Genomic DNA, 20,348 nt, shown 5'->3' on the forward strand with positions numbered 1-20,348 from the left:
TTTAAAGTTCTAAAAAGGAGAAATTCTCATGGCTAAAGGATTTGGTAAAGGTTTTGTTACTGGTGTTGCTGGTACTGTCGCTGCTGTAGCAGGTGCAGTTTATACTTTCAAGAAGAAAGTCATCGAGCCAGAAGAACAAAAAGCAGCTTTCATCGAAGAAAATCGTAAAAAAGCAGCACGTCGTCGTGTATCACACTAATCAGTCAAAAAAGCTCCGGAAAACCGGAGCTTTTTTGTGTTCTTATCGTTCTTTCAACATTTTGGTCGCAAGGTCTAGCATCTCCACTGCCTTTTGGTAATGCTCGTCCAACAAATCGTAGACGGCATCTTCGGATAAGACACCACAGTAGACCTCTTCAGGAAAGTCTGGCTGATTAGAAAGTTCGACATCCTCCATATAGACCTGGCTAGTGTAGTAATCGCGAAGGGCGATATAGCGAGACTGGCCAGCTTCTACTCGTTGCAAACATGCTTCAAGCTCTTCGATTAAACCTTTGTAGGCGTTGAGATGGCCTTCCATCTCTTGGATTCGTTCGATAGGAGTCATGATTAATCCTTTCTATCTGCTAGTGAAACGACCTGTAATTGCTCGCCTCCTAGTAAGATTAAATACGATTCGATGCTGTCTATACCATAAGAGCGACGGAGGGCTTCTGCGTAGAGTTCCAGTTGGGCTTGGTAGCGATCTAGCAAGTCCTGAGGGTTGCGGTAGCGGTCTGTCTTGTAGTCAAAGAGAAGGATCCGATCTTCTAGAAGCAGGTAGCCGTCCAAGATCCCCCGGACTACAAAGTCCTGGCCACTAGTCGGATCCGTCTTGAGCATGGCAAATGGGGCTTCACGATGGACTTTGCCTGACTCCTTGAGCAAGAGTTGGCCCAAGTCAGACTGGAAGAAGGCCAGGACCTTTTTGAGGTCGATTCGCTCCTTGACAGCTGGGCTGGCATTGACCTCTTGGAGAACCATTGTTAAGCTCTCCATCGTTGGAACTGTCGTCAATGGAATTCGTTGCATCAGTTCATGCAGGGCACTACCGACTGCTGCCCCTGTCACAGCTTCTTCCTTGCCAAAATTTGGAAACTCAAAGCTTGGTAAGGGAACGTCCGCTTTTTCCATGAGATCCACTCCTTCGATATCTTGGATGGGTTCATAGAATTTTTTGATTTGACTTGGGGTCCGCACACTAGGCAGTTGGATAGCTGCTTGGTACTGGGTGTTGAGCCGGTCCACAGATTCTAAGACATCCAGGGCACGCCGAATCTCTTCTGATTGGCGGTTGTCCTTCAGGTCATCGACTGGGAGGGACGTCTTCAACTCCAAGTGGCCGATTTGCTCCGGCGTCAAGTCTTGGTCGGTCACAAAATGAGTCTGATAGGCTAAGTGTTGCTGGGCAAAGACTGCCTGAATGGCATAGAGCCAGTCTTGGAAACAATTGATCTCCTTCCGAAGAGCTGGGCTCAAGCGTCCATTGACACTGGCTCCCCATTTTCTCTCTTCCAGCTTATCCTGCCGGCCCTTACCGACAAGATAAAGCTTACGCTCTGCCCGGGTCATAGCGACATAGAGGAGACGCATCTGCTCCGACAAGGCTGCCAGACGAATTTCCTCGACATTTCGCTGGTAAGGCAGGGTCTCAATGACCAATCGAACCGCCTCAAGAAGTCCCTCTTGATCAGACTCGACAGGAAGATTCGCAATATACTTGATGCCCACCCCATTTTTCCGACTGATAACGGCATTGGTAGACAGTTCTTTGCCGACAAACTTTTTATCGGTATTGAGGATAAAGACGTAGGGGAACTCAAGTCCCTTGCTCTTATGGATGGTCATGAGTTGGACAGCATCCTTAGGAACTGCCTGGGCAACATTGGCCAAGTCGTGCTGGTTTTCCAAGATCTTATCAATCATGGAGATAAAGCGAGGCAATCCCTTGAAGCTAGATCTTTCGAAGTCATTGGCCCGAAGGGTCAAGGCATAGAGATTGGCCTGCCGTTGGGCACCATTTGGCAAGGCACCCACATAATCATAGTAGTGTCGATCCTGGTAAATCTTCCAAAGCAGGTCATAGAGAGAATGCGTCTGGGCATAGTCACGCCAGGCATCCAGTGTCTCCATAAAGCGAGTGAGTTTCTCTCTTAAGCTTGAATCGATCAACTGAGGAGCACTTCCAGTCTGGTCTAAGGCATGCTGCAGTTTCTCATAGAGATTTTCTGCTTTCTTGCCTTCAACTCCCTGTAAAGCTAAGCGAGCTAACTGGTCCTCGTCAAATTCAAACATAGCTGATTTCATGAGGGCCACCAAGGGATAGTCCTGTAAGGGATTGTTAATGGTCCGGAGGGTATCCAAGAGGACCATGACCTCAACAGACTGGAGGTAGTTTTCCTCTCCCCCGTCCGCAACGATAGGAATTTGATAGGCTTCAAAGGCTGAAAGCACCTTGTCGTTACGGGTCCGAGAAGCCGTCAAAAGCGTAATATCTTTGAAGTTTACCCCTTCTTCATTGTGGAGGCGGATGATCTCCTTGATGACCAAAAGGACTTCACCTGAGGATAGGCTATCACCTTCTTGCTCCTCTTCTTCACTTGTTTCAGCTACGTCCTGACTGCCATCATAGAGCAGGAACTCCGTCTCATAAGCTGGCGTCGGCTCTTTCTTCTCCGGATTTCCCGCTATCAAGCGGTGGCTCTGGTCATAGAGAATCTCCCCAACTTCCTCATCCATTAGACGTTCAAAGACATGGTTGGTCGCTTCTAAGACCTCTACATGGCTCCGGAAATTCTCCTTGAGCAGGATCAATTTGCCATCTGCCCCTTCTTCTTGGTAGGCCTTAAACTTGTCATTAAAAATCTGAGGATCAGCCTGACGGAAGCGGTAGATAGACTGCTTGATATCTCCCACCATGAAGCGGTTGTGGCCATTAGACAAGAGCTCCAACATCCGCTCTTGAGTGTGGTTGGTATCTTGGTACTCATCGACCATGACCTCGTGGTAGCGCTCCTGATAGAGACTGCGGATATGAGGAAATTCTTCAAGAATCTGGATGGCAAAATGGCTGATATCGCCAAATTCAAAGGCATTTTCCTGCTTCTTGCGCTCCAAATAGGCAATCGAGAAAGCTTGGACAAAATCCCTGAGCAAGACTAGCAAAGGCAAGGGTTCATCCTTGAAGCGAATCTGATAGGTTAGTTGGTAGTGCTGGGAAGCTGCTGCCCGCAAGGCTTCGATGCGTTCTTTGCGTTCGTCATTAAAGGCAGTCGCTAACTCTCTCAGGTCTTCTTTTCGTGTCGTGATGGTCAGGCTTCGTCCTCCACTGGCACGGGAGATCAAGACCACCCGCTCCAAGACTTCAAAAATCGCTTCCTGGCTGGATTTCTCATTGAGACGAGCAATCAAGTCTTGAATAGAGGTGACATTTTCTTGGTACTTGGCCCCTGAAAATGCTTGTCCTTCGTTAGCCAGATGGAAGCTAAAGAAAGATTCCAATTCAAAGAGTTGTTCTTTGACCTTTTGGGCTAACTGGTCCAAGGCTTCATCATAGTCCAGATCCTGATAGCCTTTGAGGAAGGACTCCTCCAACCAGGCGAGAGGATCCGCAGTGGATTGCAAGAAGTCTACTAGGGCGTATACCTGGTCCTTAAAACCTGCTAGCGACTTACCCTTTCCTGTGAAGTTCTTAACCAAGCGACTAAAGAGGCGTTCAGGCCCTTGCTCCTCATAAAACTGCTCAAAGACTTGCTCGAAGCAGTCATTCTTGAGTAAGGACTGCTCACTAGCACTTTGGAGGATACGAAAGGTCGGCGAGAGGCCTAATAAATAGCTATATTTGGAGACCAGTCGCTGCGTGAAGGCATCCATGGTCCCGATATCACTAGTTGGTAATTCTGCAATTTGTTGGGCCAGGTGGTGCTTGAGCTCCTCGTCCTTGGTAGCCTTTAGGCTCTTCTCCAACTCCTTTTCCAAGCGTTCCTTGAGCTCAGTCGCTGCCTTGACCGTAAAGGTTGAGATAAACAATTGCTGTATGGAAATCCCTCGGTGCAATTGATCCAGGATCCGTTGGACCATGACAAAAGTCTTCCCAGAACCGGCCGAAGCTGAGACTAGGATATTGGTTCCTGACGAATAGATAGCTTCTATCTGCTCAGGTGTCCGCTTTGGTTCCTTATCAGACTGGGCCTCCTGGACTTGGAGGTCTTGAATCTGGCTGGGATTTAAAAATTCAATTGGTTTCATTGATTCAATTCCTCCTTCATTTTTTCTATCCAGGCCTGGCGGAGCTTGTCCCCGACTGGGCGTTTCTCGTAGTGACTTGGATCCAATTTCTCCAAGAAGCGGGCTTGTCCTAGGTGGAGATTGGCTTCAAATCCCGTAATCGATTTGTACTGTTCTACATAGGGAGCAATGCTTCTCCCATTTTCAGTATAAGGGTTGATCGCAAAGTTACCCGACAAGATCCCTTCGGCTGCTTGTTGATAGAGGTGGGCATTGTAAAGCAAGAGCAGGTCTAGCTCTTCTTGACTCAGGAGCATAGCCTTGTTTTTCTCATAGTTCTCGTCAAGTTGGCTGGACTGATCTACCAAGAATAGACCCTTGTATTGTTGGGTCTTTAGAACGGCTTGGACAGCATCATCGACCGCCTTGGTATCCTTAAGAGGCACCAAAGGATCCACCATCTGCAAGTACATGGCTCCAAAGATCCCCTTGTCAGGATCAAAGGCCTGAAAGTCTTTGATAGCAGAGAGATAGGTTGGCAATTGGGAGTTGAGACCGTTAAAGAACTTCTCAAAGTTAAACTTGGTCTCACTGGACTTGTAGTCCACCACTCCCAAAGCTCCTGTGTCAGACAGCCGGTCAATCCGATCGACCTTGCCCTTGACCAAGAGCGGACGACCATCTTCTAAGGTTAAGAAGGGACGATCTGCCTGACCGAAGAGAGCTTCTTCTCCAATGGTTTCAATGCGATCATTGTGAGCAAGTACACGTCCAGTTGCTCGAGCTGTATCCAGGAGCAATTCTTTTGAAAAGGCAGCCATGGCATTCTCCTGATAAAGGAGGGCAAACTCTGTCTCCTGGCTGGTTTCGCGGATGGCCTTGTTCAAGCGCTCATCAAATGTCTCTTCTGAAGGATCTTTCAACACCCGTTCAAAAATTCGGTGCAAGAAGTTTCCATGGCTTCTCGCATCTGGTCGCAAGTGCCACTCCTCCTGCAAACCTAGGACATAGTGGAGATAATAGCTGTATTGGTTTTGGAAGTAGGTGTTGAGAGCTGAAGCAGATAAAGTCAGAGCCTGACCTTTTGGATAAAGGACCTCAAGGGTCTCATCCTCTAGTACCTTGGTCGTCAAGCTTTGGCTGATTTGCGGGATGTGCAAGCCTTCTGACGCCAATTTCTTCCGAAGGACACGAATGGCAACTGCCCAGAAAGTCGCTTCTTCCTTGCTCAACTCCTGGTCAATTTCTCCCTGGTGCAATTCAATCAATCGAGCTAAGAGGGCCTGGTAAGACCCCATATCTTGACTAGAGGCTGTTGCCTTCTTCGAAATGACAGATAAATTGAGGGGTGCCTTGGTCAGCTCGAGCAAGTAAGGGGACATCTTGTCATCCACCTCGTTGACAAGGATAGGACTGGACAAGACTAAGTGTTTGGTGGCTGCATTGAAGAGGGACAGGGCGACGAAGCGATTCTTCCGTAAGTTGTCCTGACTGGCAATTTGAAGATTGGCCTGTTGGTCTGAAGCTTGGTTCAGGACCTGACGCTCCTCATCCGTCAGCAAGGATTGGTCCTTGGCAATCTTAGGGAAACGCTCCTGGGTCAAGCCAATGGCATAGACATAAGGAGCTGATAAGGGCTCAATCAAATCATAGGACTGGACTGTCACTACATCCACAGTCGCTGGGACCGTTCGATAACTTGCCAACAAGATCCCTGACAAGAGAAGGCTAAGAAAATCATCTAAGGTCACCTTGATTTGATCAAAGACCTGGGCAAATTGTTCTAGCACATGGCTAAAGGACTTCCAGACCTGGTCATAGCGTTCTATTTCCTGTTCAGAGCCACGACTGGCTAACTGTTGCATGTTTTGCGCCAACTGGGCATCTTGACAAAACTGGGCAAACTTTTTCACTAGGCCCTGGCTGGTCTGGCTCTTGGTCTTGTAAAAATCCTGCAGGGGATTGATGACTTGCTGGCGAATCTGGTTGAGACGCTCTAGATCAAATTTGTCCTGGTGGTTGGCTGTAAAGTCACGAGAAAAGGCAGCCAGGCCCTTGATCTCCGCAAAGCGAACATATTGTTCGAAATGGTCAATGTCCTCTCGTGTTAGCGTCCCATAGAGCCCCGTCTTCAAGAGATTGACCACATCCTCGGTCAAAAACCGATAGCGACGAAGACGGTCCAAGGATTCCACCCATTGGACCAGGGGATGCTGGGACATGGACTCACTCTTTCCAAGATAAAAGGGAATCTGGTACTGGTCAAAGATGGTCTTGAGCTGGAGCTGATAAGCATCCACATCCCCCAAGAGGACTCGAATATCTTTGTAACGAGCGCCCTCATACAGGTGCTGACGAATGGAGCGGGCTACAGCCTCAAGTTCTTCCTTTTGATGGTTACAGGTCCAAATCTCTACTGCTTCTCTGTCTTGATCAGACAGCTCACCTTCTACCTCTGTAAAGTCATAACGAGCTTCCAAGATCCGCGTTATACGACTAAAGGCATCCTCTTTTCCTTGACCGACATAGCTTGGCGTGACCTGGTAGGTCCTAGCCAAGTCTAGCAGGAAGTCCACACTGGCCTGGTAGAGGTTTCCTTCACGAAAGGTCGAGCGATAGGCTTTCTCACTGGCGTATGCCCCAATAATGATCTCTACGCCCTTGTCGTGCAGTAAATGAACCAGGTAGTCCTCCTCGGCTGAGAAACGGGTAAAGCCATCAATCACTAAGGCCAAATCCTTTAACTCCTCATCCAAATCTCCCTTGATAAGATGAGAGGCAAAACTAGCCAACTTAGACTCAGACTCAAAAGAACCTGCAACTAACTGGTCTTGAACAGCCTTCAAGATATGGACCAAGTCTTCTCTCTTCTCCTGATCTGGCAAGGCATCCAAGTCGGATGCTGTCATCTGGGCTGTCTGCAACTCATGAAAGAGCTGGATCAATTGTTGGATAAACTGGGGATCCTTCTTAAGACGGGCATAAACCTTGAGCTCTTCATCCGGCATCTGAGAAAGCACCTTAAAAAAGAGCATGCCAAGACCGATATCATCTAGCGCTTGCTGCTGGTGGCTTTCATTAAGTGTAAAATAGCGTGCCATCTGAGCAAAGCGCGTAATGGTGATGGCAAAAGAAGCCTTCTGGTCTAGGAGTTGCAAAACTTTGCGCTCCTTCTCAAAAGATAGAGAGTTGGGTGCGATATAAAAGACCCGCTTCCCTTCTTCAACCAATCGATTGGCCTCATCCACCAAGACCTGGGTTAAAGGGGTTCGAATATCTGTATAGACTAATTTCATAATGTTATGATTCCTGTAAAATGATAGTTCTATTATACCATCTTTGCGCCTTTTCTACAGGGATTTTCCCATCATTAAAGAGTTTCAGAGCAGATAAAAAACTGGACAAAACGTCCAGTTTTAGAATGCAGACTAACTATTTTTTCATAAAATGGTTAGATAATTTTTTAAAGTCTTTATATATTTTTGAGTCATTTAAACAGAACTAAAACTTTCCGCCGTGAGAAAAGTTCCTGAAACGCAATTGTTTCAGGAACTCGGAATTATTGAGACCTTAGGCTCAATAATTAGTCATGGAACTTCTACCAAGTTCGCTGACGTCCGTACTCACCTTAGGAAAGTTTTTAAGAAGACTTTATCTTAAATATGAAACCGGACAAAACGTCCAGTTTTTCAACTATGTTATTAAGTTCCCCAGTTGATTAAAAGATAGAGTATGCTAGAGCCAAACATATCGGCCAAAGCATGCATGAGGAAGAAAGGTAAGAGGTTTTTGATCACCTTCTTGTAGAGAACATAGTAGAAGAGTCCATAAATAACTCCAATAACCACTGCCCAAAGCAAACCTTGATAGGTATGGAAGGAGATCCGAATCAAGATCGAATAAGCTAGCGCCAACCACTTGTACTTGTCATTAACAGATGTCATGACTCCCAAGAAGAAGAACTCTTCGTAGAAGCCATTGAGCAAGGCATAGGCAATTGTCATGGGACTAAGCGCTAAGAACTTGTGGATAATCTGCATGGGATCGATATAAGCGAGGAGATTGATATTGAAGTAATCATACTCTCCACTCACCGTTGTCACGATATCCCCAAATAGCCCAACAATGGCAAAGATCAAAGGTACCCAAAAGAGGACGGACCATTTAAAACGAATCGGTAGCTGTTTAAAATCAAAATTCCGGAGAAGTAAGTAGGCAAAGGCGAGAGTTAATAAGATGATCTGCAGGGTAAAGTTGCTCGAGTATGCTGCCCCATCCCTAGCTGTTTCAGTCGTCGTTTCTGCTACACTGGTCACCGTTTGAGCAACTGGTTGAAGACTGGCAAGGAAGAGTTCTGTAGACCATACAATAAACTGCCCAAACATGATCGCAGTCACAATAGCGATATCAAACCACTTAAGCTCTTTTAAAGGCTTTTCAGGTCGTATCAACTTTAAAATTTTCATCATTCATCCTTCTATTCCCATAATGGAAGTGTTTTTGATAGTTCTACTATAGTAGAATATGCTTAAAGAAACTTTAATTCTTAGTTAGTAATAAAATCATATCAGTAAAAAACGACCATTTGGCCGTTTCTATATTTCTATTCTTCTAAGAGGTCTTGGATTCTATCCAGATATTGGTTGTCTGTCACCGCCATCACGCGCACCCCTTCTGGCCAGATAAAGTCGGGACCAATCTGACTTCGCAAAGGCTGGTCTTCCGCATCTCGATAGCCAATAATATTGAGTTGATATTGGTCTCTGATTTCCAAGTCTTGGATGCTTTTTCCTACCCAGCTAGCTGGAACCGTAAACTCGACCACCACCACTTCTTCATCCAACTGGAAAACTTCAATCCCATGTTGGAAGAGAATCATCTTGGCTAGGGACATTCCCGCTTCCACCTCTGGTAGGATGACCAAATCAGCCCCAATTTTCTCAAGGACTTCCTTGGTCACTTCATTCTTGACCTTGGCAATGACATGCTCGACGCCAAGTGACTTACAGTGCATAACAGCCAGCACACTGGACTCCAGGTTTTCACCCGTCGCGATCACGACTGTGTCACAGTTCCCAATATCTGCTGCATCCAAGAGGTCCAACTCCGTAATGTCTCCAACAATTCCAGTTGTAATCATGGATTCATACTGATTAATCACATCTTCGTGATCATCAATTGCAATAATATCCACATCCTGGTCCTGTAGGGTTTTCAGGACACTCTGTCCAAAAATTCCTAATCCTAAAATTCCAATGGTTCGATTCTCCATAAGTTTCTCCTATCCGATAATGATGTCTGCCTTGGCATACTGCAAGGTATCTGCTTTCTTGGCTTGGTAATTGTTCAAGCTAACCATGAGGGTCAAAGGACCAATCCGTCCGATAAACATGAGGACCATGATAATGCCTAGTCCAGCTCCATTTAAGGTTGAGGTTACATTGGCGGTCACTCCCACTGTCGCTAGAGCGGATACCACCTCAAAGACCAAATAAATAAAGCGTTGGCCATCCGGTGTGACCAAACAGATTCCTAATAGCCCCACTAAGAAGGTCAACTGGAAAATCACCGCTGTCCCAAAGGAACGTTGAACAATGTCTGGTGAAATCGTACGTTTTCCTAAATTGGTATGTGGTAGCCCCAATAGTTCCTTCCGAGCCAGGAGCAAGAGGACCAGGAAGGTTGTGATCTTCATGCCCCCTGCTGTCCCACCTGGTGCTCCACCTAAAAACATCTGCAAGAGATAGACGAAGAGCGTCACTGGCCGGACTGCTGTATAATCTAAGGAAGCAAAACCAGCTGTCCGCATGCTGACGGTTTGGAAAAAGCTGACTAAAATTTTCTCTCCTAAGGGGAGGGACCCAATGGATGCCGGATTATCAAACTCGGTCAAGAGACTGGTTACTGTCCCAAAGAGGAGGATCGCAGCTGTTAACCAGAGAACCACCTTGGTATGGAAGCGAAGAGTCCGCCGTCCGGATTGATTGCGGGCCTTGGTAGCGAGGTCAAACCAAACCATAAAGCCCAAACCGCCTGTGATAATTAGGGCAGACAAGGTCAGGTTCACCAGCCAATCGGTCTGGAAACTCATCATACTATCGCCCCCAAAATTATCGAAGCCCGCATTACAAAAAGCTGAAATCGCGACAAAGATGGAGTTAAAGATTCCATGCCCCCAGCCGAAGCGAGGAATGAAGCGAATCATGAGGAGCAAGGCCCCCAGTCCTTCGATGGTAAAGGTGGTTATGAAAATAGAACGGACAAAACGGGCCAAGCTCTGGTTATTGCTAAAGCTAAAGCTGTCCCGGATGGTCTGTCGGTCCTTGTAGCTGAGCTTTTGACGACTTTCCATAAAGAAAAGTCCGATAAAGGTCAAGATTCCCAGGCCACCGATCTGAATCAAGAGCATACAGATTAACTGCCCCCAGGCATTGTAGGTAGAGGCTACTGATTGGGTAAAGAGCCCTGTCACACAGACCATGGAGACTGCAGTAAAAAGGTGGTCGACATAACCTGCTGTTGAGCTTGCTTGCTGGACAAAAGGCAGACTCAATAAGAGGGAGCCAATTAAGATAACCAAGAAAAAGCTGAAAAAGATCCTCCTTGCTGGAGACAGACTTTTCATCTTGGACTGCCATTGTTTAAAAAATAATTTGACTAACATAGCTTCATTGTACCATAAAAAGTGAATAGACCTACAAGTGATGAACCATTTCTAGGCACAATTCTAAGGCTTTATCGAATGCTTCAGATCCCCAATCACGCTGGTCATAATTTTCCAGGTCTGCAAGAGAATCTGCGGTAAATAGGAGCAAGCCCCAAACCGCATCACGAAGCTGGGCTACTGCTGCCAATGAGGCGCACTCCATCTCCACAACGCTACACCCTTCTTCAATGCGATAGGCTACCTTGTCAGGCGTTTCTCTATAAAAGCCGTCCGTCGTCCAAGTCATGACCTCTTGATAGGGAATGGACGCTTGTTTTAGGACCCTTTCAATGGCAGTCAGTGCTCGACTATCCACTTCGATATAACGGGAGGGTGCCACATAATGGTAACTAGCTCCCTCATCTCGCAAGGCCTTGGTCGGGATTAAAAAGGCATTTTCTTCCATGTCCACCAAGACGCCACAGCTACCTGCCGAAATCATCTTCTTCACCCCATAGCCAATCAACCAATCCATGAATTGGGCAGCAGGTGCAGATCCAACCGGCGCTTGGGCCAAGCAGATTTCCTCTCCTTGGTGCTCCATGACATAAACTGGATAGGTCTTGGTAGCTGAGATAAAAGAAGCTACTTGTTTGGCCCCAGCAGCTTTGGCAAAGCGATCAATCTCATCCTCTAAGAAAGCATAAACGCATTTTTCAGGCAAATGCAGGTCTAACCCCTCATGAGTCGGCATAATGACTGCCTGTGGGTTGTCGTCAAACTCTAAAATAGGAATTTCATGTTTATGGATCATCAGCTACCTCCAAACTTGTTTGTAACATTATATAAGTCCATCTAGCCGGTGTCAAGAAGAGATAGCGAAAAGGACGATTTCCCTTCCATGGCAACTCCCCTTCTTAACTGAATACCTTCAACTATGATATAATGGGGACAGTACAAGGGAGGAAACCAATGTTACAAGAACTAGCTTTTACAGGTCAATGGAGACACTATCAAAAACGCGTTCTCGATAAGAGTGACACTTTTATGGCGGATGGGCACCTACATTTGGTAGCGGCTCCTGGCTCTGGAAAAACAACCTTAGGTATCGAATTTATCCGGCGCTTTGGCCAGCCAACCTTGATTTTGGCACCTACGGTCACGATTCGTCAACAATGGGTCGATCGGATTGTCCAGGCCTTCTTGACGAATGAAAGCCAAGCGGAGCAATTGATTTCTCAGGACCTCAAACATCCTAAGCTGATTACAGTGGCTACCTATCAGGCCCTACACAGTGCCATGAATCAAATCGTCGGCCAATCACAAGTTGAGGATACCGATGACCAGGCAGAGATTGAAACCTTTGATTTTAAAGGCTTTGATATTTTTTCTACCTTTAAAACGATTTCACTCGGGACCCTTTGTTTGGATGAATGTCACCACCTTCGCAATGAATGGTGGAAGAGCTTGGAAGCCTTTCGTCAAGCCTTCCCTGACTTAAAGATGATCTCCCTCACTGCTACCCCTCCCTATGAAGGGGACCCTGCCCTTTGGGAACGCTATATCCGCATGTGTGGCGAGATTGATGAGGAAATTACGGTTCCCGAATTGGTCAAGGAAGAGACCCTTTGTCCCCATCAAGACTATGTCTACTTTGCCTTTCCAACCAAGGAAGAGCAGGCTCAGTTGGATGCCTTTAGCCAACAAAAGAATGCCCTCTTGCAGCAACTGACTTCAGACCCCCTCTTTTGTCAATACCTGCAAACCTGCCAAGCTTTATCTGGTCAGATCAGTGATGATGAATTGCTCAATGAGCCCAAGTATCTCTCTGCTACCCTGATCTTTCTTCGGAGCAAGGGAATCGCCTTTCCCCAACGTTTCCAGGATCTTCTAGGAGCAAAAAAACTTCCTGCTTTCACCCTAGACTGGCTTGAAATTCTCCTGCAAGGTCTGCTCTTTCAGGTGCCTCACTGGTACAATCTACCAGAAGAATACGAAAAGCAACTCCTCCATGAATTAAAAGCAGCGAGCTTGATCGATCGAAAACAAGTCAAACTGGTCCGCAACAAAAAACAGGATCTCCTGCTGAACCAATCCCTGGGAAAACTCAATGCGGTTCGAGAGATTTTCAAGGCAGAATATCAGGCTCTTGGAAGCCAACTGCGCCAACTGGTCTTAACAGACTACATTCGTCAAGACTTTGAAGTTCATCTAGGGGACAAGGACGCCCAATTCACTCAATTGGGAGTGCTCTCGTATTTTGAATCCATTCGCAGAGAAAGCCTAGAGCTAACTACTCCACCTGCCATCGCTGTCCTAACAGGTAGTATCGTCATCATCCCGACAGTTGCTAAGCCAAGACTAGAAGAGCTTCTAGGAGCGAATCGGCTGACTTACCAAAGTGTCGGCCAATTATCCCCTGATGATTTTCTCAAGGTTCGCTTGGTTGGCTCTCAACATGATTTAGTGACAGCTGTAACCCAACTCTTCCAAGAGGGGCTCATCCAAGTCGTGATTGGAACCAAGTCTCTTCTAGGAGAAGGCTGGGATGCTCCTTGTGTCAACTCCCTGATTCTAGCTAGCTTTGTCGGGAGTTTTATGCTCAGTAATCAAATGCGAGGTCGTGCCATCCGAGTGTGGCCCGAAGAGCCAAATAAGACCAGTAATATCTGGCATTTAGTCTCTATCAATCTTTCCCTAAAGAGATGGTATGAAAAGTCAGATCTTGAAAAGGAAGAAATTGAAGCTATCACTGATCAGCTGAAACAATATAGTCCTGATTTAGAGCTCTTAGAGAGACGGATGAAGCAATTTTTAGGCCTCCATTACAAGGAACCTTTCATCGAATCCGGCATTGAACGTTTGGCCTTTGATCAGATCCGCTATACTAAAAAACACTTAGAAAAACTGAATGAAGAGACCTTAGAGCGCTCCACCCATCGTCAAGAACTCAGAGATAGCTGGCAAAAAGCCCTTCCTATTTTAGAGAATATGGAGATTGCAAATGAGGTCCAAGTGGACAAACACTTCCTACCTCTGGCTCTATTTTTCGATGCTAGAAAGCTGGCACGGTGGCTTACGGCCGGCGCTTTGACCGATGCTTTCGCCAACCTTATTTACTATTCACATAGAGGAGGAAGGAATTCAGCTTCTCTGATTCTTCTCTTCTTCTTAGCTGTTCTCTCACTCCTTGCTTGGCTTCGCTACTATCTCTATAAGAGTCCTTACAAACGCTTAGAAGTCTTTGGCCAAGCTATTCACAAAGTCCTGCTTCTTTCGGGACAGATTCAAACACAGGAAACCCGCATCCAAGTAGTACGAGACAGAAAGGATGCTATCAACACGCTGATTTATTTGAAGGGCGGAACCATGCGGGAGAAGGAACTCTTTTCGCAAACCATGATCGAATTTTTCGCACCAATTGAAAATCAACGTTACATCCTGAAAGCACAGGAAAAAGTGTCCGATCAGACAGAATATTTCGCTGTACCAAGCCTCTTTGACAAACGGAAAGAGGATGCGCAAGCCTTTCTTGAGCAGATTCGAAAAAGCTTAGGTAAGTATGACCTCATCTATACCCGAAGCGCTGAAGGCCGTGCTATTCTTTTAGATGCACGCATCAAGGCACTTGCCAACAAACAAGAGCGCACCTTCACCAAGAAGCAAGTGATGTCAGATTTGAAATAAGAGTTCATTTAACTAAAAAGAGGCTGGGACAAAAGTCCTAGCCTCTCAATTGTCTTTGGATTGTCGAGCAAGACGCAGTGGTTGAGTGGGCTCTACTACGCTGATTTCATCAGCTTTTACAGCCCTACTCAACTGTGCGGAGGTGGGACAACGAAATCGAATTCTAACGAATTACCGATTTCTGTCCCACTCTCTTTTCGTTATTCAATCACAATCATAGCCTTAATTGTCTTGCGTTCATCCATATCTTTATAGGCTTGATCAATTTCGTCCAAGCTATAGCTATGGGTGAAGACGCGTCCTGGATTGATGTCGCCATCAAGGACAGCCTTGAGCAAGAACTGCTTGTCATAGGTAGTGACAGAGGCTGCTCCACCTGCCACGGAAATGTTTTGGGCAAAGGTTGATCCAAGCGCACGATTATTATAGTGAGGCACACCTACAAAACCTAAACGCCCCCCATTGTGAAGGACCCCAAGGGCTTGATCGACAGCTGCTGCAGTACCAACACACTCGAGGGCGGCATCTGCTCCTCCTCCAAGGATTTCACGAACCTTGGCAATTCCTTCTTCACCCCGCTCTGCTACAACAGCTGTTGCACCAACTTCCAAAGCCATTTGTTGGCGGTCTTCGTGACGGCTCATGAGGACAATTTGCGATGCTCCTCGCATCTTAGCAGCAATCACAGCACATTGACCCACAGCTCCATCCCCGATGACCACGACTTTGTCACCTGGTTTCACATCTGCGACACGCGCCGCATGGTAACCCGTCGGCATAACATCTGCTAGCGTCAAGAAGGATTTGAGCATGGCTTCAGTATAATCAGACGGTTGCCCCGGGATTTTGACGAGAGCCCAGTTGGCATAGTCGAAGCGCATGTACTCCGCTTGCACCCCGTCAGACCAGTTGGTCCCAATATGGCGGTCACAAGTCCCGTCATAGCCCGCACGACAAGCATCACACTCCCCACAGCCATGGGTGAAAGGGGCGATCACAAAGTCACCCGGTTTGACCGTTGTAATGGCCTCACCAATTTCTTCGACGATTCCGATGGCTTCGTGACCACTATTTTGGTGGCCTGCTTCAATATCTGGATTGCGGTAGCTCCAGAGATCAGAGCCACAGACACAGGTACGCACAATACGGAGAATGACATCATCTGGTGCTTCGATCTGCGGACGCTCCACTTCTACTAGACCAACTTGTCCAGCTTTTGTATAGACTGTTTTCTTCATAGGCACAACCTACTTTCTATTGCTTACTTACCTATAATATACACTTTTTATCGAGCTCTAGCCCACTTCCTGTTTTAAAGCTCCATCATTTAATCATATTTTTTCCCATACTTCTTTTCTAGCATTTTCTTAACTAGATATGGCATCTTGACATTCTCTCGACCTTTTTTAGCAATCAATTTTTTGACGAAATCAGGCATCTGAATATCTTCTGACTCTTCTAAAATCTTTCCTGTGGTTGAAGGGGCTTCCAACTCATCAAAAGTCTCTAGTTGAGGTTGATAGTAACGATAGTCACCGTCTATATGTGACTGAATGGTTGAAAGAAGGGCTTTAATCAATCGAGAATCACTATTTGGCATAGGAGGACGGTGATAGGTCACACCAAGCTCATGACAAAGCTCCTTACACTCCACATCATTATCAAAAAGAACCTCAATATGCTCACTAATAAAAGCTATCGGGACAAAAATATAGTGGTCAGGGTGTTCCTTCTCATCACGAAGGTATTCTAAGACATCCGGCTTAATCCAAGGAATACCAATATCACTTTCACTCTGCCATGTATTGGTATACTGGTCTTCTTCAAGGCCTAAAATTTCCACAATCAAGCGAGTATTGTCATAAATCTGATCGATATAAGGATCGCCAAAATCAAGTGCCAAAACTGGGACACTATGAGCTGAAAAAATCACCTTATATCTGTCATCTCTAATTTGATCTAAAATATTTCGAATCTCATCAGCCCAATAGTGGAGAAGTGAAGGTTCTTGGTACCACTCCTTGATAATTTGGAACCTAATCTGCTCACTTTCTAAAAATTTCTCATATCCCATGACAGAATAGTAAGAATAATGGGGCTCTAAAATCAAGCACAAACATTCTTCAATTCCGTCATTCTCCATCTCTTTGATTACATCAGTAATAAAAGGGCGGGAAAATTTATTAGCAAAGTATACGGATGCGTGTTCTCCAAGAGCAGAAGCAACCAAATCCACTTCTTCTCTAGTTATCCTTTGGAGTGGAGTTCCGCCAATTCGTACGTAATTGTCATATAAAGTCTGAATTTCATGTGGTTCAGGACGAACCCCACGGCGTATGTTTGTGAAAAATTCCGCTACTCCTTCATAGGTAATCTCTTCTGGTGAACCAAAGGTCATCATCAACACAGCTCTTTTACTCATAATTACTCCTTGTTCCACGTTTGTTCTATTTTAGCACGAAAAGGCATACTTTAGAGAGTTTAGTGTAAAAAAACTCCTAGAGAAGCCTCTAAGAGTTTAAAAACAAACCTTAATGCTGGTGTTCCTGCTCACTTTCTGCTTCCAGCTCTTCGATATTGCGCTTGTGGGCGCGGTGAGTTGCTAGGTCTTCATCCACCTCAATGGTGACGTTTTGAAAGCCACGATCTTTGAGCAAGCCACGTATGGCTTCTTTACAACTCTCCATCTGTTCAATCTCTTTTAGACAAACATGGACAATAGCGTTTTTTTCCAAACTATCCATGGTCCAGAGATTAAGCTGATTCACACTGGCCACATGCTCCAATTGCTCCAAATCACTCGTTACTTGCTCAATATCTACCCCTTCTGGCACAGCATTCAAGAAAATCTTGAGTGTAGACCAAAAACGCGGAATAGCTTTGGACAGAATAATGAAGGAGATAGCAAGAGACAAGAGAGGATCTAAGATATACCAATCCGTAAATCGGAGGACAATGGCCATCAGGATGACGGCGACCCAACCAAGGGTATCTTCCAGAAAATGCAGACTAAGAATAGACTCGTTCTTTGTTTTTCCATTACAAACCACTAAACTCGCTAGCACATTGATCGTAACCGCAATAATTCCTAGCCAGAGGATTCCCTCATCATTGACAGGTTGGGGATGAAAGAGTTTTGTTATATTCTCCAAAATGACAAATGAAAAAGTGGATAAAGAAACATTTTTCTATCCACTTTTTGGATTACGGCTTCTATTCGCTACGCAAAGATTCCACTGGGTCTTTCTTCGCGGCGATGCGCGAAGGGATGAGACCTGCCAACATCGTTAATACAATCGAAATACCGATGAGGATAAGTGCTGCTTCCCATGGTAATTGTGCCACGTTTTCCACGTTGGTCATTTTAGAAACAACTGCATTGATTGGAATCGTCGCAAGGAGTGTAATGGCGATACCGAGCACCCCGGAGATAAATCCTTCGATGGCTGTTTCGGCTGTGAAGATGCGACGGATGTCTTTCTTCGAAGCCCCCATTGCACGTAGAATTCCGATTTCTTTGGTACGCTCGAGAACCGAGATGTAGGTAATAATTGCAATCATAATTGATGATACGATGAGCGAGATGGCTACGAAACCAACAAGTACGGTTGTAATCACGCCCACCATTGTCGTAATCGAAGACATGATGGTTTGAATATCATCGGAGTAGGAGAGCACTTTATCGTCTTCACCGGCGTCTTTTTTGGCCGTGTTATAGGCGTTAATGAAGTCCTTCAACTCTTGTTTTTGTTGGAAGGAAGAGGTGTAGAACTCGATGGCAGCCGGTTTGGATTTGTCGATGACACCCAATTTCGCGAGATTTTCCTCGTAAGTGGCAGCCGAGTTTTCGTTGTATTGTTGGATGTATTGTGCTTGTTGTTCAGGCGTCAATTTGACCAACTGGATTTTTTCTTCTTCGGTTAAATCAGCCGAATTGAATGGTTTTGGATCTTTGGCAAATTCTTTTCCAGTAAATACATTGATAGTTGGGTTAGCTTCTTGCTCCTTCACGATGTCACTGTTTTGAATTTGTTCAGAAGTGTCATCGATAAGGGCGCTTGTATAAGCTACCCCACCAGAAGGAGAGTTCACCCCAGAACTGGTGCCTTCTTTCTGACGAAGAACGCCGACAATTTTAAGCTCGAGGCCATTCTCGATTTGCGTCTTCATATAGGCTTCGTCGTTAATTTTATTTATCCATTGGTTGTTTTCTTTAACGAAGCGGTTCGTGTTGACAACAGCTTTGAAAGTTTTTCCAATGAAATCCCTATACTGATAGGTTTGTGATTTGAGTTCATCCAGTTTCTTCGCATCGTTTAATTCGCTAGGGTCTTTGATGCGTAAGCTATAAAGGAGAAGGTCACTGATTTGGTTCTCTTCATCCACGATCAGGACGATTTCAGATTTATCCTTCGGAAGGCGACCTTCTAGCACATCATATTGCGCATTTAGCATCTCCTGGTCGCTTGACAGTTGGCTCCAGTAGTCGATGTTTTGCAAATAGCCTTTAATTGTTTGGTTGGCCGTATCGACTTCGTCCGCGAGGTTAGACGGAAGAATACTCTTTGGACCGTTGGAGGTGTCACTAGCGTAAATGTACGGTTGTAAATTGTATTGGTAACGAATGTCTTTTGTAAGGGTTGAGACTTTGGAAGCGTGTTTATCCAAGTAAGTCTTGAAGGAAGCGAGGTCATTTTTCCCTATTTGTTTTTTCAATAGATTCGTTAAAAGCGTATTGACACCTAGTTCGTTTTTATCCCTATACGGCTTTTCGCTCAAGTCTGGTGAGGTTGCCATAAGATTACTCTGGTTCTGCTCGCTAATTGTCAATGGCAAAGAGACGAGAGTGTCTTCTTGCACCTTTTTTACGTAGTCGCTCACACCGTTCGAGAGGGCTAGAATAAGGGCAATCCCGATAATCCCGATGGAACCAGCAAAGGCAGTCAGAAATGTCCGACCTTTTTTCGTCAATAGGTTATTAAACGAAAGGGCCAAAGCCGTCAGAAAGCTCATCTTTGTCTTTGTGAAATGAATGTCGCCTTGTTTGGGTTCTTCGGTTGGTTCGTATGGATTCGAGTCGCTTAAGATATTTCCATCTAATACTTGTACGATACGTGTAGAGTAGGTTTTCGCCAGTTCTGGGTTATGCGTCACCATGATCACTAGACGTTCCTTGGCGATGTCTTTTAATAACTCCATGATTTGAACAGAAGTCTCAGAATCGAGCGCTCCTGTTGGCTCATCGGCTAAAACGACTTTAGGATTATTGACAAGGGCACGCGCAATCGCAATCCGTTGCATTTGTCCGCCAGACATTTGGCTTGGTTTCTTATATAAATGATCTTTTAGGCCAACGCGTTCAAGTGCTTCGATGGCACGCTTCTTACGTTCCGATTTAGAAACGCCAGAGAGCGTCATCGCAATCTCGACGTTTGAGAGTGCCGTTTGGTGACCAATCAGATTATAGGATTGGAAGACGAATCCGATGGTGTGGTTTCTGTAGCTATCCCAATCGCGGTCTTTAAATTGCTTGGTTGATTTTCCTTGGATGAGTAAATCACCCGATGTGTATTGGTCGAGTCCACCGATGATATTTAAGAGGGTGGTTTTCCCTGAACCCGATTGTCCGAGAATCGAGACGAACTCATTTTCACGGAAACGAATCGAGATATCCTTCAAAGCGTGAAACTCTTGATTCCCCGTATAATACACTTTTGAAATACGTTGTAGTTGTAACATATACTCGATCCTTTCATAAATATGAGTAGTCTATCACAATTTGAATCAGGAGTCAATATATTAAATCGAT

Annotated in this window: 12 protein-coding genes and 1 pseudogene; 2 read left to right on the forward strand and 11 right to left on the reverse strand. The window is 45.6% G+C overall.

Going from position 1 to position 20,348, the window contains the following annotated elements; all coding sequences use genetic code 11:
- Positions 1-28: 28 nt before the first annotated feature.
- The gene (locus tag D7D50_RS08820) at positions 29-199 is read left to right on the forward strand and encodes a DUF3042 family protein (RefSeq protein WP_003002781.1); all 171 of its coding nucleotides are present in this window, start codon (positions 29-31) and stop codon (positions 197-199) included.
- Positions 200-241: 42 nt separating this feature from the next.
- On the opposite strand, the gene D7D50_RS08825 is transcribed toward D7D50_RS08820, so the two are convergent.
- From D7D50_RS08825 to D7D50_RS08855, 7 genes are all read right to left on the reverse strand, one after another.
- Positions 242-547 (reverse strand): DUF4298 domain-containing protein, encoded by a 306-nt coding sequence (locus D7D50_RS08825; protein ID WP_120702031.1) that lies wholly within the window; start codon positions 545-547, stop codon positions 242-244.
- 2 nt (positions 548-549) lie between these two features.
- Complete coding sequence (gene addA, locus D7D50_RS08830; RefSeq protein WP_120702032.1) at positions 550-4,227, reverse strand: helicase-exonuclease AddAB subunit AddA; 3,678 nt, start codon at positions 4,225-4,227, stop codon at positions 550-552.
- The gene (gene rexB / locus D7D50_RS08835; protein ID WP_120702033.1) at positions 4,224-7,502 is read right to left on the reverse strand and encodes an ATP-dependent nuclease subunit B; all 3,279 of its coding nucleotides are present in this window, start codon (positions 7,500-7,502) and stop codon (positions 4,224-4,226) included. The genes addA and rexB overlap by 4 nt, the downstream gene beginning before the upstream one ends.
- 405 nt (positions 7,503-7,907) lie before the next feature.
- On the reverse strand, positions 7,908-8,672 hold the full coding sequence (locus tag D7D50_RS08840; RefSeq protein WP_120702034.1) for a CPBP family intramembrane glutamic endopeptidase: 765 nt from the start codon (positions 8,670-8,672) through the stop codon (positions 7,908-7,910).
- Positions 8,673-8,809: 137 nt separating this feature from the next.
- A complete protein-coding gene (locus D7D50_RS08845) occupies positions 8,810-9,478 on the reverse strand; it encodes a potassium channel family protein (protein ID WP_120702035.1) in 669 nt (222 codons plus the stop codon).
- A gap of 9 nt (positions 9,479-9,487) precedes the next feature.
- Positions 9,488-10,870, reverse strand: a complete 1,383-nt coding sequence (locus D7D50_RS08850) for a TrkH family potassium uptake protein (protein WP_120702036.1) — start codon at positions 10,868-10,870, stop codon at positions 9,488-9,490.
- Positions 10,871-10,901: 31 nt separating this feature from the next.
- Positions 10,902-11,666 carry a nucleoside phosphorylase gene (locus D7D50_RS08855; protein ID WP_120702037.1) on the reverse strand — a complete coding sequence of 255 codons (765 nt, stop codon included), beginning with the start codon at positions 11,664-11,666 and terminating at the stop codon, positions 10,902-10,904.
- 158 nt (positions 11,667-11,824) lie between these two features.
- On the opposite strand from D7D50_RS08855, the gene D7D50_RS08860 reads away from it, so the two are divergent.
- Positions 11,825-14,539 carry a DEAD/DEAH box helicase family protein gene (locus D7D50_RS08860; protein WP_120702038.1) on the forward strand — a complete coding sequence of 905 codons (2,715 nt, stop codon included), beginning with the start codon at positions 11,825-11,827 and terminating at the stop codon, positions 14,537-14,539.
- 200 nt (positions 14,540-14,739) lie between these two features.
- On the opposite strand, the gene D7D50_RS08870 is transcribed toward D7D50_RS08860, so the two are convergent.
- The 4 genes and pseudogenes from D7D50_RS08870 to D7D50_RS08885 form a co-directional block, all read right to left on the reverse strand.
- Positions 14,740-15,777 carry a zinc-binding dehydrogenase gene (locus D7D50_RS08870; RefSeq protein WP_120702039.1) on the reverse strand — a complete coding sequence of 346 codons (1,038 nt, stop codon included), beginning with the start codon at positions 15,775-15,777 and terminating at the stop codon, positions 14,740-14,742.
- A gap of 89 nt (positions 15,778-15,866) precedes the next feature.
- Entirely contained in the window at positions 15,867-16,961 is a 1,095-nt protein-coding gene (gene hemH / locus D7D50_RS08875; protein WP_023026691.1) for a ferrochelatase, read from the reverse strand.
- 109 nt (positions 16,962-17,070) lie between these two features.
- Positions 17,071-17,697, reverse strand: a pseudogene (locus D7D50_RS08880) (cation diffusion facilitator family transporter); the annotation flags it as partial.
- A gap of 55 nt (positions 17,698-17,752) precedes the next feature.
- Positions 17,753-20,278, reverse strand: coding sequence for an ABC transporter ATP-binding protein/permease (locus D7D50_RS08885; RefSeq protein ID WP_120702040.1), 2,526 nt, complete (start codon positions 20,276-20,278; stop codon positions 17,753-17,755).
- Positions 20,279-20,348: the final 70 nt, after the last annotated feature.

Origin of the sequence: Streptococcus koreensis, from assembly GCF_003627135.1 — a bacterium.
GTDB classification, from domain to species: domain Bacteria; phylum Bacillota; class Bacilli; order Lactobacillales; family Streptococcaceae; genus Streptococcus; species Streptococcus ilei.

Bases quoted from the DNA above. Each gene is read 5' to 3' on its own strand.
- addA (WP_120702032.1), bottom strand. From the start codon at position 4,227: ATGAAACCAATTGAATTTTTAAATCCCAGCCAGATTCAAGACCTCCAA.
- D7D50_RS08870 (WP_120702039.1), bottom strand. From the start codon at position 15,777: ATGAAGAAAACAGTCTATACAAAAGCTGGACAAGTTGGTCTAGTAGAA.
- D7D50_RS08860 (WP_120702038.1), top strand. From the start codon at position 11,825: ATGTTACAAGAACTAGCTTTTACAGGTCAATGGAGACACTATCAAAAA.
- D7D50_RS08820 (WP_003002781.1), top strand. From the start codon at position 29: ATGGCTAAAGGATTTGGTAAAGGTTTTGTTACTGGTGTTGCTGGTACT.
- D7D50_RS08855 (WP_120702037.1), bottom strand. From the start codon at position 11,666: ATGATCCATAAACATGAAATTCCTATTTTAGAGTTTGACGACAACCCA.
- D7D50_RS08885 (WP_120702040.1), bottom strand. From the start codon at position 20,278: ATGTTACAACTACAACGTATTTCAAAAGTGTATTATACGGGGAATCAA.
- D7D50_RS08840 (WP_120702034.1), bottom strand. From the start codon at position 8,672: ATGAAAATTTTAAAGTTGATACGACCTGAAAAGCCTTTAAAAGAGCTT.
- D7D50_RS08850 (WP_120702036.1), bottom strand. From the start codon at position 10,870: ATGTTAGTCAAATTATTTTTTAAACAATGGCAGTCCAAGATGAAAAGT.
- D7D50_RS08825 (WP_120702031.1), bottom strand. From the start codon at position 547: ATGACTCCTATCGAACGAATCCAAGAGATGGAAGGCCATCTCAACGCC.
- hemH (WP_023026691.1), bottom strand. From the start codon at position 16,961: ATGAGTAAAAGAGCTGTGTTGATGATGACCTTTGGTTCACCAGAAGAG.
- rexB (WP_120702033.1), bottom strand. From the start codon at position 7,502: ATGAAATTAGTCTATACAGATATTCGAACCCCTTTAACCCAGGTCTTG.
- D7D50_RS08845 (WP_120702035.1), bottom strand. From the start codon at position 9,478: ATGGAGAATCGAACCATTGGAATTTTAGGATTAGGAATTTTTGGACAG.